This is a genomic window from Rhodococcus tibetensis (assembly GCF_024438035.1).
Classification (GTDB): domain Bacteria; phylum Actinomycetota; class Actinomycetes; order Mycobacteriales; family Mycobacteriaceae; genus Rhodococcus_F; species Rhodococcus_F tibetensis.
This window is the reverse complement of the sequence record NZ_JANFQF010000004.1, coordinates 19424-33720: the sequence shown is the minus strand read 5'-3', so window position 1 is coordinate 33720 and position 14297 is coordinate 19424. Positions and strand designations below refer to the sequence as shown.

Below are 14297 nucleotides of genomic sequence, written 5' to 3'. Positions count from 1 at the left end.
CGCTTCTGTTCCTACTTGCAGCCGGGCAGACCCGAGCTGTACACGTCGTCGGCTCCCAGGCGCGCGCCCTCGCTGAGCAGGACGTCCGCCTCCAGCTGACGAGATGCTGCGGCCGGGACACTGTCGCCACCGAAGCGTCGATCCGCCGGACGCTCGTACAGGCTGCCGCCACCGACCATGGCCTTCGCCAGACGACGCTGACCCTCGACGGTGCGCCCTCGTGCCTCCTCGAGGTACGCATCCCGCTTGTCTGCCGGGAGTGCCTCGACGAATGCCTGCGGGTGCACCACGGCGACCATGCCCGACACGTGCCCGAAGCCGAGGCTGGTCAGCAGACCGGCCTTCAGCGGGAACTGCTCACCGAATCGGAGCGGCTCCCGAGCCCACACGAGGTGTTCGAACTCGGCCATCTTCTCGTCGACGCAGTCGAGGCTGCGGTTCGGCGGGACGACACCCTGATCCAGCACCTGGCAGAGACCGATCAGCTGGAATGCTGCGGCACCACCCTTGGCGTGTCCGGTGAGGCTCTTCTGCGAAACCACGAACAGCGGCGCACCTTCGCTCCGGCCGAGGGCCCCGGCGAGGCGCTCGTGCAGCTCCGCCTCGTTGGGATCGTTGGCCGCGGTGGACGTGTCGTGCTTGGAGATCACCGAGATGTCGTCGGCACTGACACCGAGCTTGCCGAGGGACTGGGCGAGCTGCGAATTCGCTCCCCCACGCCCCGCACCGAGCGCACCGATTCCGGGAGCGGGGATCGAGGTGTGGACGCCGTCCGCGAACGAGCCGGCGTAGGCGACGACACCGAGGACGGGCAGGCCCATCTCGAGTGCCAGGTCACCGCGAGCGAGGAGGATCGTGCCGCCGCCGGCCGATTCGACGAATCCGCCGCGTCGACGATCGTTGGCCCGCGAGAAGCGGCGATCCTCGATGCCCTTGGCATGCATGTCCTCGGTCTTCGCGGTGGCCGACATGTCACCGAAGCCGATGATGCCTTCCGTGCTCAGGTCGTCGAAGCCACCGGCAACGACCAGCTGAGCCTTGCCGAGCTTGATCTTGTCGACGCCCTCTTCGACGGACACCGCGGCCGTGGCGCATGCCGCAACCGGGTGGACCATGGCGCCGTAACCGCCGACGTAGGACTGGACCACGTGCGCCGCAATCACATTCGGCAGAGCTTCCTGCAGGATGTCGTTCGGCCGGTTCTCGCCGAGCAGCGTGTCGATGTACAGCGACCTCATGGAGGACATGCCGCCCATGCCGGTGCCCTGGGTGTTGGCGACCAGCGAGGGGTGCACCCACCGCAGCAGTTCGCTGGGCGTGAACCCACCGGTGAGGAACGCATCCACCGTGGCGACGATGTTCCACAGGCCCACGCGGTCCACGGAGTCGGCCATGTCGGCGGGGATGCCCCACTTGGTGACGTCGAATCCGGTCGGGATCTGACCACCCACGCTGCGCGTGAGCTTCATCTTGCGCGGCACGCGGATCTCGGTTCCCGCGCGGCGGGTGACCTGCCAGTCAGCGCTGTCCGGGACCGGGGCCGCAACCGTGTTGTCCGGGTCGGCCTCGACGAAGGCCCGTGCCTCCGCCTCGGTGCTGACGACGAAGCTCAGGTCCTTGTCCAGGAAGACCGACGTGAGGAGCGGTGCGGTGTTCTCGACCATGGCGCCGTCGTCCGCGTAGCGGCGGATGCCGCAGCGCTCGACGACCGTGTCGTGGTACTTCTCCGCGATCTCGGCCTCCGGAACCAGTTCCCCGGTCTCGGCGTCGTACCAGCCTGCGGACGGTGTGGTCTCCCAGACGATCAGTCCGGTGTTCCAGGCGAGTTCGAGGACACCTGCTGCCGAGAGCTTTTCGTCGACCTCCATCTCGAAGCGGGTGCGCGAGGATCCGAACGGTCCGAGCTCACCGGCGCCGACGATGACGACGAGGTCCTCCGGAGCGGCAGTGACGCCGGACCAGGCCGGTGCCACCGACGCGGAGACCCGCGGCGGGGCGGGCAGGGCAGCGATGGTGTCGAGCTCGGCAGCGTCCTCGTCGGCCTCGGCCGCAGCGGTCGCAGCTTCCTGAGCCTGCTTCGCCAGGGCGGGCAGGTCCAGGTTCGCCTGGGCGAGCCCACCGGTGAGATCGGCCGCGAGCGGCTCGGTGGAGGCGAGGCGACGCGCCTCGGGCTCGCACCACTGCAGCAGCTCGGTGGCCATTTCCTGGGTGGACCAGGTACGGACTCCGGCACCTTCGACAGCCTCGACCAGCGGGTCGTTGCCGCCCATCAGACCGGTTCCGCGGACCCAGCCGATGAGAGCGTGCACCAGGGTGACGCGCTCGGCCCAGTTGCGCTCGGCCTTCCAGCGGCCGACCACTGCGTCGAGCGCGGCCTTGGCCTCGCCGTACGCACCGTCGCCACCGAACAGACCGCGGTTCGGGGACCCGGGTAGAACGACGTGCAGGTGGGTGTCGACGTCACGGTCGTAACCGATCTTCGACAGTCCGCCGATCAGGCGCTCCACCGACCACAGGAGAACGCGCATCTCCATTTCGGCGCGGGCACCGGCGTCAGCCAGGTCGCCTGCCACGCGGGGCGCGGCGAACGGGAACAGCAGCGTCGGGGTAACCGCTTCCTTGACGAGCTTCTTCGATCCACCGGCCGTCTCGTACTGGGCTTCACCGATCCACTCGATGAGCGCGTCGATGTCGGTGTACGACGCCATGTTCGCGGGGACCACCCACAGAGCGGCACCGGCGCGAGCATTGCGGCGGTAGAGGTCGCGGTAGAAGCCGAGACGCTTGTCGTCGAGACGCGAGGTGGTGACGAAGACCGTCGCGCCGCCGGCGAGGAGCTTGCCTGCGACCGAGGCCGCGATGGAGCCCTTGCTGGCACCGGTGACGACGGCGACCTGGTCTGCCCATTCCGGGGTCTCGTCGGTGACGACGGCTGCCGCCTCCGCGATGCGCCCGTACTTCTCGGCCAGAGCCGTGCGACCCTCGTCGGTTGCGCGGGCCTGCCACCATGCGGCCTGCGCCGCAACGGACTTGCCTGCACCGGCGAAGCCTTCGATCTCGAGGGATCCCGAGCCGGCCGCGTCGATCCACAGACGGGCCAGATCCTCACGTGCGCTCGCCCAACGGTCGTCGAGCAGGACCGCCCGCTTGGCGTCGAACGCGGGAGCCACCAGTCGCGGCCAGTCGGAACCGAGTTCCGCCGACACGAGGTCGACGAGTTCGGTGTCGGACGGCGCCGCTGCGGTTGCCGTGTCACCGGCGAAGCCGAGCTGTTCGAGCACGAGGCGGGCGGCCGAGGCCAGCACGCCGTCGCGGCCCGTGATGTGCTCGGTGAATTCACCCAGTGCCGCGGCGTCGACGGTGCCACCGGCTCCGCCACCCGTGGACGGGAGCGAGACGCTGATCCCACGGCGCGAGGCCACTGCTGCCACGGCGCTGTCGATGACGGCGTCCACTGCAGCGCCGTCGGCGAGACCGCCCCCGGCGAGACCACCGAGGTCACCGCCACGGATGCTGGAACCGTCGCGGGTTCCGAGCGCCACCTCGGCGGTGACGTGGTACGCCCAGCCGTCGCCGAGTTCCCAGACCTTCTTCACCCGGTCCGCGATGGCCGCGGGACGACGACCCGAGGGGCCGAAGACCTTGCGGAGGTGATCGTTGATCGAGTCGGACAGCACCGGGCCGAACGGCTTGTACGTGCGGGCCAGCGAGTCGACCGTGGTGGCCAGCGAGCCCATGTCGGCGTCCGCGGCACCGTCGATCGCGCCGAGCGAGAGCTCGGAGCCGAGGTCTACGAGCAGCTGGTTACGCCGCGAGGACACACCGTCGCACAGCGCCTCGATCGTGTCGACGGGGCCGACCTGATCGGGACGGAGCTTGGTCCACAGGCTGATCAGAACCTTGGTGGCGTCGGCTGCCTTGAACGCGATGTCGTCGGGACGCGGGCCGCCCGAAGGGGCTGCCGCGGGTGCCGGAGCGGCGGCGGGGGCTGCCGATGCGGCGGGCGCCTCGGCTGCCGGTGCTGCAGGCTCGTCGTCCTCGACCGGCGCCGGATCGACGTCGGTGGAGTACACGATGGACGCTTCACGCTCGATGTTGAGGACCTCGACCGGGTAACCGAGGCGTCCCGGCAACTTGAGAGTCTGCGCAGCGAGGTTCGCGACGGTCGGGACGGAGCCCAGACCGATCTCCACGAACCGCTCTACACCCAGTCCTCCCTCGGATTCGTCGGCGAACAGCAGGTCCTGCGTCTCGATCCACCGGACCGGGCTTGCGAACTGCCAGGCCAGAAGCTCGGTGAGCACGACGCGAGTGAGCTGGGACGGCTGCGCCACCCACGAGTCGAAGTCCTTCAAGACCTTCTGCAGCGGCTTCGACGGCACGAGGTCCGCGATCTCCTGCACGAACTCACGCTTCAGCGAGAACGGCTTGGGAACCAGGTTCGGGATGTAACGCCCGATGAGGATGGCCGGGTCGATGTCCTGCGGAAGCAGTTCTTCGAGGCGACCACGGAAGTCGTCGACACCGCCGCGCAGAACAGTCGAGTGGAACGGAACATCGATGCCCGGGACCATGATGTAGGCGCGCTTGCCACCGAAAGCCTCACGGCGAATGTCGATTTCCTTCTCGAGCGCGTCGAGTCCGGCGACCGTGCCCGCGATGGCGTACTGCGAGCCCCGCAGGTTCAGGTTCACGACCTGCAGGAATTCACCTGTGGCCGAGGCGATATCACCGATGAACGACTCGACGTCCTCGTCCGCGAGACCGATCTGCGACGGACGGATAGCGGCCATCCGGTAGTCGGAACGGCCGGCCTCGTCGCGCGGCACCAGGGCGTGCATGGCGGAACCGCGCTGGAAGACCACCTCGAGAACGGCTTCGAGCGGCAGCACACCGGCGACGGCGGCGAGAGCGTTGTACTCACCGACCGAGTGGCCTGCGAGCAGGGCGCCCTCGACGAAGGCACCGGACTCGCGGAGTTCGGCAACCTGCGCGACACCGAGAGTCGCCATCGCGACCTGGGTGAACTGAGTCAGGTGCAGGACACCGTCCGGGTGCTTGTGCTCGACACCACGGGCCTTGACGACCGTCGGGTTGTCGCGGACCACGGCGAGGATGGAGAAGCCGAGAGCCTTGCGGGTGTGCTTGTCGGCGCGGTCCCAAATCTCGCGGGCGGCCTTAGAGCGGGCGCGGGCGTCGAGACCCATGCCGGGACGCTGGATGCCCTGTCCGGGGAACGCGTAGACGGTCTTCGGGGCGGCGGTGCGACCCGTCGCGACCATCACCAGTTCACCGTCGATGCGGCACCCGACCTCGACGATCTCAGCGCCACGGTCCACGGCGACGCGGTCGACGCGGACGTCGATCTCGGCGCCGGGGCGAACCATGCCCAGGAAACGTGCGGTCCAGGCGGTGAGGCGACGCGGCGGCGTCTTGGTCTCGGCCGGGTCCACGGCGGTAACGACCTGCTGGGCTGCGGCCGAGAGCCACATGCCGTGCACGATCGGGCTACCGAGTCCGGCGAGGAGCGCAGCGTTGTCGGAAGTGTGGATCGGGTTGTGGTCGCCCGACACCTGGGCGAAGGAGCCCATGTTGCGGGGAGCGACGATCGTGGTGTCGCGGCGACGACGACGCGGAGTGTCGACGGCCTCGTCACTGAGCGAACCTCCGGCGCGGGCCGGATCGGACAGTTCGCCCTTGCCGGTGCGACCGCGGATCGCGAAGCGCTCCGACAGGGTGACGACGGCAGGGGCGTCGAGGCCCTCACCGAGCATCGCGCCTACCTCGACCTTGACCTCGACGACACGGCCCAGGTCTGTGTCGAGGACCGAGGCGACCTCGGCCTTCACCACGAGAATGCTGGTCTCCGAGGGCAGTTCACCCACGAAGTCCACGCTGTGGTCGAGGTGGACCAGGTCGAGCATGCCCTCGATCACCGAGAGCGAATCCTCGGTCTTGGCGCCGCCGAGCACGGCGAACACGGCCGGCCAGCAGGCGCCGACGACCACGTCCGGGACCGCCTTGCCGCTGACGCTCAGAGCGCTGGGCAGACCCGAACCGGTGACACCGGCGTGGTCGGCGATCAGGTCCGGTGTCCAAGCCAGGTTGAGGCGAGCGACACCGTTCTTGACAGCGGGCAGTTCCTGACCGGCCGCGACCGCGAGGAGTGCGGTCATCGACTTCTCGGCGTCGGCCTCGGTGACCACGGGGGCGCCACCGTCCGCCACGGAGGAGGGAACGGTGATGGTGATCTGGACGGACTTACCTGCCACGAGCGGGACGGTGAGGAGCACCTGTTGGTCGTCGATCACGGAGAGCTCGGCACCCGTGGTCTCGTGCACCGCGAGGATGTCGGACTCCACCGACCACTTGTCGAGGTCACCGAGCCGGCGAACCGGGTTCAGGGTCAGGCGCGAGGCCCACTGGATGTCCGGAGCCGACAGGACGGTGTCGAGGAGGCCGCGGGCGATGTCCGCGTGACGGCGTGCGAGCAGCGACAGCGGCGCGGCACCGGCGGTGACCAGCTCGTCGTAGGTGGCCTTCTCGAAGCGGTCGAGCAGCTCACCGACCGGCTCGTCGACGCGCGTGATGCCGGCGACGGCGACGGTGCCGGGGATGACGCAGACCTGGTCGGCGGTGTAACGAGGATCGTGCGCCTGCCACAGCGAGTCGGAACGCCACCAGCGGCGGACGTCACCGTCGACGACGGGCACGAAGTTGACCGGCTTGCCGGGGGTCTTGCACAGCGAGACGAAGAACGAGACGTCCGCGGGGTGCAGAACCGTGGTCGCGTAGTCGGGGTACTGCGCCTGCAGGGCGCAGATGGCCGCCTCGGGACGCTCGAGGATCGCCTCGTCGGCGAACAGGGTGGGGATCGGTCCGCGGTCGACCGGGTGTAGACGCGACTCGGCGCGCTGCAGCATCTCACCGAAGCGCGCACGCCAGGTGATGTCGAGCCACGGGCTCGAGGCGGCCTCGGTGATGGCGTCCTGGAGGTCGGAGCCGCAGTCGAAAGCCTTCGCGGCGTCGATGCCTACGGCCAGCTCGAGGTAGCGGCGCAGCCACTGCTCGTACGTCATCGTCTCGACGTCGCCGAAGTACGGCTTGGCGGTGATGTTCAGTGCTTCGATGATCTCGTCGCGACGCTCGGCTACGGCGTCGGCGTCACCGGCGACCTCGTCGAGCAGGCGGCCGGTGCGGGACGCGGCGTTGTCGATCTCGTGGATGTCGGCGCCGAGCTGGCTACGTCCGGAGGCCATGCCGCCCTCGGCGGTGCCCGCACCGACCCAGGCCGGAGTACCGGGGGTGTCGACGAGGAGCTGCTTCACCTCGGCAGACGTGGTCGCCTCGAGGGTGGCCATGGCGGCGGTGCCGACCAGGATGCCGTCCAGCGGCATGGCCGGGAAGCCGTGCGCCACCGACCAGCGGCCGGTCAGGTAGTCGGCAGCCTGCTCGGGCGTGCCGATGCCGCCACCGACGCACAGGACCAGATTCGGCCGGGTGCGCAGCTCGGCATATGTGTCGAGAAGCAGGTCGTCCAGGTCTTCCCACGAGTGGTGACCGCCGGCGCGGCCGCCTTCGATGTGGGCGATGACGGGGAACGAGGGGACCTCGTTCGCGATGCGGATGACCGAGCGGATCTGCGCGACCGTACCCGGCTTGAACGCGACGTAGCTGAAGCCGGCGTCGGTGAGATCTCCGATGATCGAGACGGCGTCCTCGAGCTCGGGGATACCGGCGGTGACGACGACACCGTCGAACGGGGCACCAGCGGCGCGGGCCTTGGGCACGAGGCGCTTGCCACCGACGTGGAGCTTCCACAGGTAGGGGTCGAGGAACATCGAGTTGAACTGCACGGCGCGGCCCGGCTCGAGCAGCCCGGTGAGCTTCTCGACGTTGTCGGCGAAGATCTGCTCGGTGACCTGGCCACCGCCCGCGAGCTCGGCCCAGTGGCCTGCGTTGGCAGCTGCGGCGACGATCTGCGGGTCGACCGTGGTCGGAGTCATGCCGGCGAGCAGGATCGGCGAACGGCCGGTCAGCTTGGTGAATGCGGTCTCGACTCCGATACGGCCGCCGGGCAGCGCGACCGGCTTCGGAAGGAACTCGGTCCAGGCAGCGGGAACCTCGGGTGCCGCACCCGGAGTAAGGAGATTGCGGTGGCCACCGCGGGTAGCAGCAGCGACGATGCCGACGCCCTGCCCGCGAACACTGGCCGACGTCATGCGGGTGAGGAGGTCACCCGGTCCGAGGTCGAGAATCCAGGAAGCACCGGCGTCGATGGTGCGGTCGACGGCGTCGACCCAGTCGACGGGATCGACGAGGCATGCGCTGGTGAGGGCGCGGGCCTTCCCCTCATCGAGGCCGCAACGGACGGCCCACTGGCCGACGATGTCGATCGTCTCGGCGAGTGCGGGGTGGTGGAAGCCGATCTCGACCGCGAGGGGCTCGAAGACGGGCGCGAAGATGGAGCCGCCACGCTTCTTGGTGTCCCGCTCACGGGCCTCGTCGGCCTCGATCTGCTCGCACCGCTGCTGCACCCGCGCCAGCTGGGCGGGCGGGCCGGACAGCACGACGCGGCGACGGGCGTTGCGGATACCGAGAACAGCGGCGCGTTCGGGCTCGAGGCCCTCGGCGAGCTCGTCGACGATCCGACGGAGTCGTTCGGGATCGACGTTGGAGACAGCCAGCATCGGGGTGGAGTCGGCGGCGGAGATCACTCCGCGACGACGGCCGACCAGACCGGCAGCAGCACCGATCAGCTGAGCGAGGGCGAGGAGTTCGCCGTCCTTGTTTCCGGAGGTCGCGACGGCCTCCGCAGCGAGAAGTCCCTGGGAGTGGCCGATCACCGACACGGGTGCAGTCACGGTGGGATCGAGGCCCTGGGCAGCCAGCGCACGCAGCGCAGCGATCTGTGTCAGGAAGACACCCGGAAGGGACACTGCCGCAGACGTGAGAGCAGCTGCAGAAGGTCCGGCCGCGGCCGCATCGTCTTCTTCATCGGCGAGTTCCTGTTCGAGAATCCAGGCGATGGGGTCGAATCCGACCGGACGCACGACGAGCAGCTCCTGCGCCACCGGTGTGAGGTATTCGGCGGCCTCGTTCACGAGCTTGGTCAGGGCCGGCTCGAGACCGTTGTCCCGGCTCAGCTCCTCGAGCGAGCTCAGCCAGGGTGCACCCTGACCACCGAACGCGAGGGCGTACGTCTCGCCGCCGACCAAACGGTCGACGAGTGTGGTCTTGCTCGACGACCGAGTGTCGTCCCGGTCTACGCCGATGCGCCGCGAACCCTTCGAGTTTCTTCCATTTCCTGCGGGTGTCGTGTCGTCAATCGTCACGCGTAAGTCCTCTCCTGGTCACCCCAACGGGGAGGTGGGGATTGCTGGTCTGCCGCCCTCGGCATCGTGTGCCTGCTGCATCGGCTCTGATCAGCACTTCCGGGCTGTACTAGGTTGACACAGAATCATGAGGAATTCCTCACGTTCACGACGAGCGCGGCTCCCTCAGCCCGGACGAACGTCTCGAACGCGTGATGTCGATCACAACCCGCCCGGAAGGTGACTCTTCAGTAGGTCACGTCGTCGCTGGACGTGGCGGTGCAAGGACGTCCAAGAACCTGAGGAAAGCCTCATATTAATCGTTATCAATTCGTTACCACTTGACGAATTCCCGAGGTCGTGCCCGTCGGCCGTGACGTGGCCGTGTCCATCCACTCGATCTCGAAACCTGTCGGACCCTCGAACTAACGTTCGAACAGACTGCACGACCATTCGTTCTTCCGGGGGGAAATTATGAGCACGGCGCACGTTCGTCACCTGATCGACTACATCGAGGCGGAACTGCCGCAGGGGGTGTGGCCACACTGGACGGAAGGCTGGCCACGCGAGATAGAGGCAGGTCTCCTCGACGCGGCGTTCTCCGCCCGCGCCACCTACGGCACACCCACGTCCGGTGTCCGTGCCGTCATAGCGCGTTGGCGTGCCCACCGGGGCGAGCCACTCGACGACCTCGCCGCGCTGGCCGAGTACGCCGACGAACCGGCGGCGCTGATCGCCGTCCTCGACAACCGGCAACGGGTCCCGGGCAACTACACCACCAAGGCGGAGGCCGTCGCGCTCGCCGCCCGCTCCCTGGTCGCCGCCGGATGCCGGCAATCCTCCGAACTGCGCGACGAGGAAGTGCGCCGCAATGCGCTCGTCCAGATCGCCGGTTTCGGGAACGCCACCTGGGAGTGCTTCACAATGCAACTCGGGGTCTGCATCCCCGAAAGTCGGGAGCTCCTAAAGGATTTCGTCATCGACGCTCTCGCACCGGAGGTCGAGGTGACGAGCACGACGGCCGACGAACTTCTTGCTGCCGCCGCTACCCGTCTCGACGTCTCTCCGGCCACCCTCACCCACGCGATCTGGCGGTACCAGCGCGCTCAACGACGTCTCGCAGGTGCACGGTGAAGTACACGCGGGAGGTTCTCGAGCGGGCGGTCGCAGAATCGAGGAGTTACGCAGGCGTTATGCGCTACCTCGGATTGAAACCCGCGGGCGGGACACACGCTCACCTGAGTCGCCGGATTAAAGCGCTCCGAATAGACACGTCGCACTTCACAGGGCGGGCGCATACCAGGGGAAAGCCCGCCCGCAATCGAATGACATGGCAGGAGATACTGATCCGTCGCCCACCAGGCAGCGGACGCGTTCAACCCCACCTACTGCGACGGGCCCTGATCGAGGCAGGAGTGGCGTACAAATGCGTCATATGCGGTGTGCAAGGTGAGTGGTGCGGACTCCCGCTGATCCTGCACGTGGACCACATACGGGGAGACCCGCTGGACTCCCGCTTGCGGGAAGTGCGATTCCTGTGCCCCAACTGCCACAGCCAGACTGCGTCGTGGGCGGGGCGAAAGAGGCGCGACAGGGGCGAGCGCGCCGGTTGACGTGTGTGTGCCGGAGTGCCTTGTTCATGGCGTAGTCTGTCAACGCGCGCGAGTGGCGTAATCAGGCAGCCGCGTCAGGTTTAGGTCCTGATGTCCGAAAGGGCGTGGGGGTTCGAATCCCCCCTCGCGCACCAATCGAGAGCGGTATGGGCGTGTGACTGCGCCCATACCGCGCACCTCTCCTAGCAGCGCAATCAGCGTTTCGGGTACCGTCGTTGTCGTGTCCGGAAACCGTAAACGAAGCCGACCTGCACTCGTCCTGCTGGTGGTTGCCGGGGCTGCGACGTGCCTCGCGCTGGGTTGGTGGCAGTGGGAGCGCTTCGAGGCGGTCGGCGGCAACGGCCAGAACCTCGGGTATGCGTTCCAATGGCCATTGTTCGCGGCGTTCTTCATCTACGCGTACCGGCGTTTCGTGCAGCTCGAGGACGCCGATCCGGCGGAGGCGGAGAAGGCGGCCGACGAGGTGAAGGAGATTCCGGCCGACGTACTTCCCCCTCGTCCCACGGTCGACGTAGTCACCCCCGAAGACGGTTCGAACGATCTCGAAACCCTCCAAGTTCAGCAGTACAACGAATATCTCGCCGAGCTGGCAGCATGCGAGACCGATAGGAGCACTACGTGAGCACGGGTCAATACGAGACCACATCCGGCGCGGTTGTCGACACCGAGAAACGGAAGAAGGTCGCTCCCGCGCTGCTGCGCTACCGGGTTCTCGCCTACGCGACAGGTGTGTGGCTGCTCGTCCTCACCGCGGAAATGGTCGCCAAGTACATCTTCAAGGTCGACAATTTGCCCACGTGGATTGCGGTGGTGCACGGTTGGGTTTATTTCGTGTACCTGTTGGTCACGCTTGACCTGGCAGTCAAAGTCCGCTGGCCTGCGGGTCGTACCGTCGGAACCCTCCTCGCCGGCACCATCCCGTTTCTGTCGTTCTACGTGGAGCACCAGCGCACCAAGCAGGTCCGCCGCGACTTCGGGGTCTGATCGGTACGGATTGTGGTCCTGGCCAACCGGTCACATGATGACCGGTTGACCGGTGATCAGAGCGATCACGTAGACCAACCATCCGAGCGGTGTCTGCGGCACCATCATCGGAGACATGAGAACCTCCCTTCGCGACATCCGTCGCGACCGGCGACGTCAGCTCTCGGCGAGCTTGGCCAGCGCGGGAACGAGCTGGGTCAGTGCACGCCCCCGGTGGGAGGCCGCGTCCTTCTCTTCCGGAGACAACTGTGCTGCCGAGCGGCTGCTTCCTTCTGGCACGAACACCGGGTCGTAACCGAATCCTCCGTCACCGACCGGCTCGCGGGCAATAGTCCCCCGCCACTCGCCGCGGACCACCGCCTCTTCCCCGCCGGGCACAACCAGCGCGCACGCCGAGACGAACGCCGCCCCCCTACGATCGTCGGGAACGTCGCCGAGCTGCGCCAGGACCAGTGCCGTGTTGGCGCCGTCGTTGCCGTGCCTGCCGGACCACCGCGCCGACAAGATGCCGGGCATCCCGTTCAGCGCATCCACTTCGAGGCCGGAATCGTCTGCCACACATGCCAATCCAGTCGCCCGGGCCCCGTCGCGTGCCTTCGCCAGCGCATTGTCCTCGAAGGTCGCCCCGGTCTCCGGGGCTTCGGGATAAGGCGGCACCGCATCGAGGCCGACAAGTTCGATGCCGTTTACCCCCGCGGCGTCGAGTACTCGATGTAGCTCGCGCAGCTTCTTCGCATTGCGACTGGCCACGAGCACCCGTGTTCCCGGCACCGGACTAGCTCCCGAACTTCTTCTTCGGGACCACGACCTTCGGCTCGGGCAAAACACCGGGATACGGCAACTCGAGTGCGGCCTTCTGGATTTCGAACAGCTGCTCGCAACCCGCCAGCGCCGAATCGAGGAGCCTGTCGAGCGTGCTGCGGGGGAAGGTGGCGCCTTCACCGGTGCCCTGGATTTCGACCAGAGTGCCCGTGTCGGTAGCCACCACGTTCATGTCGACCTCGGCCCTGGAGTCCTCCTCGTAGGGCAGATCCAGGCGAACACGACCGTCGACCACGCCGACGCTCACTGCAGCGATTCCACAGGAAATCGGTTGCGGATCGGCGAGACGCCCCGCCGCACGCAGATAAGTGACTGCGTCGACCAGCGCGACATAGGCGCCGGTGACGGCGGCGGTGCGAGTCCCGCCGTCGGCCTGGAGGACATCGCAGTCGAGGGCGATGGTGTTCTCGCCGATGGCGGCGAGGTCGATGCACGCCCGCAGTGAACGGCCGATCAAGCGGCTGATCTCCTGGGTCCGGCCACCGACCTTCCCCTTCACGGATTCGCGTCCACTGCGGGTGTGTGTGGCAGCGGGAAGCATCGCGTATTCGGCGGTCAGCCAACCCAGCCCCGAACCTTGACGCCAGCGGGGCACGCCGTCCTCGACGCTAGCAGTGCACATCACCCTGGTGTTGCCGAATTCCACCAGCACCGATCCCGCGGGGTGTGTGGTGAAACCGCGGGTGATCTTGACCTCGCGGAGTTCGTCGTCCGCCCTACCGTCATCTCGTGTTGTCACAGCCGAGAGCCTAGTCGTCTGGTGCAGGAGTCCGGGCACACGGCTTCAGACGTCGTAGACGCCGCTCGCCGTCACGGCGTGAACCGGACCGGCGAACTCCGCTTTCGCCTCGGCAATCACATCTTCCCGCGACGTCCACGGTGGAATGTGAGTGAGAAGCAGTTCGCCGACCTCGGCGAGACGGGCGACCTGGCCGGCTTCGGTGCCGGAGAGGTGCACGCCCTTCGGCCGGTCCGGGCTGTGGGTCCACGACGCCTCGGCGAGTAGGACGTCAGCCCCGCGGGCGAGTTCGATGACCTCTTCGCACATGCCGGTGTCCCCGCTGTACACCAGGGTGCGGCCGGCGCCGTCGGTCACTCGGAGTCCGTACGCCTCCGGCGGATGGTTCACACGGCGGGCGGTGATGGTGAGGTCACCGAAGGTGACGGGAACCCCGTCCGCCCACTGTCGCAGTTCGATCGTGTCGGAAATGTCGTCGATGTCGCCACCGCATTCTGCGGAGGCCACTCCGATCCGGCGAGCAGTGTCGGAGGGTCCGTAGACGAGGGCCCGACCTTCCGGCGGGTGGGGATGGTAGCGGCGCCATACGAGTAATCCGGGGAGGTCCAGGCAGTGATCGGCGTGCAGGTGGGTGAGACATACGGATACCTGACCCGGGTCAGCAAATTTTTGGAGGGCGCCGAGGACACCGGGCCCGAAGTCCAGTACCAGCGGCGGAGTGTCCGGCGCCGTCAACAAGTAGCCCGATGCAGGTGAGTCTGGTCCGGAGACGCTGCCTGAACACCCCAGGACGGTAATGCGCATACCCGCCATGCTGCCATGACG

Annotated in this window: 8 protein-coding genes and 1 tRNA gene; 5 read left to right on the top strand and 4 right to left on the bottom strand. The window is 67.6% G+C overall.

Annotation, left to right across the window (positions count from 1 at the left end; translation table 11 throughout):
- Positions 1 to 11 precede the first annotated feature (11 nt).
- Entirely contained in the window at positions 12 to 9335 is a 9324-nt protein-coding gene (locus NOF53_RS05770) for a polyketide synthase (protein WP_308213784.1), read from the bottom strand.
- 453 nt (positions 9336 to 9788) lie between these two features.
- Between NOF53_RS05770 and NOF53_RS05765 the strand changes: the two genes are divergently transcribed.
- The 5 genes from NOF53_RS05765 to NOF53_RS05745 all read left to right on the top strand — a co-directional run bounded on the left by NOF53_RS05765 (position 9789) and on the right by NOF53_RS05745 (position 11911).
- Complete coding sequence (locus NOF53_RS05765) at positions 9789 to 10448, top strand: DUF8548 family protein (protein WP_255966317.1); 660 nt, start codon at positions 9789 to 9791, stop codon at positions 10446 to 10448.
- On the top strand, positions 10445 to 10927 hold the full coding sequence (locus tag NOF53_RS05760) for an HNH endonuclease signature motif containing protein (protein ID WP_255966315.1): 483 nt from the start codon (positions 10445 to 10447) through the stop codon (positions 10925 to 10927). Before NOF53_RS05765 ends, NOF53_RS05760 begins: the two co-directional genes overlap by 4 nt.
- Before the next feature lie 46 nt (positions 10928 to 10973).
- A tRNA-Leu gene (locus NOF53_RS05755) sits at positions 10974 to 11061 on the top strand.
- A gap of 86 nt (positions 11062 to 11147) precedes the next feature.
- On the top strand, positions 11148 to 11549 hold the full coding sequence (locus tag NOF53_RS05750) for a transcriptional regulator (RefSeq protein ID WP_255966313.1): 402 nt from the start codon (positions 11148 to 11150) through the stop codon (positions 11547 to 11549).
- Positions 11546 to 11911, top strand: a complete 366-nt coding sequence (locus NOF53_RS05745) for a DUF3817 domain-containing protein (protein ID WP_255966311.1) — start codon at positions 11546 to 11548, stop codon at positions 11909 to 11911. Before NOF53_RS05750 ends, NOF53_RS05745 begins: the two co-directional genes overlap by 4 nt.
- A 156-nt stretch (positions 11912 to 12067) precedes the next feature.
- Here the strand turns inward: NOF53_RS05745 and rdgB are convergent, their stop codons facing one another.
- Genes rdgB through NOF53_RS05730 form a run of 3 tightly spaced genes read right to left on the bottom strand, consistent with a single transcriptional unit; the run spans position 12068 to position 14276 of the window.
- A complete protein-coding gene (rdgB, locus tag NOF53_RS05740; protein ID WP_255966309.1) occupies positions 12068 to 12682 on the bottom strand; it encodes an RdgB/HAM1 family non-canonical purine NTP pyrophosphatase in 615 nt (204 codons plus the stop codon).
- 4 nt (positions 12683 to 12686) lie between these two features.
- Complete coding sequence (gene rph / locus NOF53_RS05735) at positions 12687 to 13472, bottom strand: ribonuclease PH (RefSeq protein WP_255966307.1); 786 nt, start codon at positions 13470 to 13472, stop codon at positions 12687 to 12689.
- A 45-nt stretch (positions 13473 to 13517) separates the two neighbouring features.
- Positions 13518 to 14276 (bottom strand): cyclic nucleotide-degrading phosphodiesterase, encoded by a 759-nt coding sequence (locus NOF53_RS05730; RefSeq protein WP_255966305.1) that lies wholly within the window; start codon positions 14274 to 14276, stop codon positions 13518 to 13520.
- Positions 14277 to 14297 lie beyond the last annotated feature (21 nt).

Bases quoted from the DNA above. Each gene is read 5' to 3' on its own strand.
- NOF53_RS05730 (WP_255966305.1), bottom strand. From the start codon at position 14,276: ATGCGCATTACCGTCCTGGGGTGTTCAGGCAGCGTCTCCGGACCAGAC.
- NOF53_RS05765 (WP_255966317.1), top strand. From the start codon at position 9,789: ATGAGCACGGCGCACGTTCGTCACCTGATCGACTACATCGAGGCGGAA.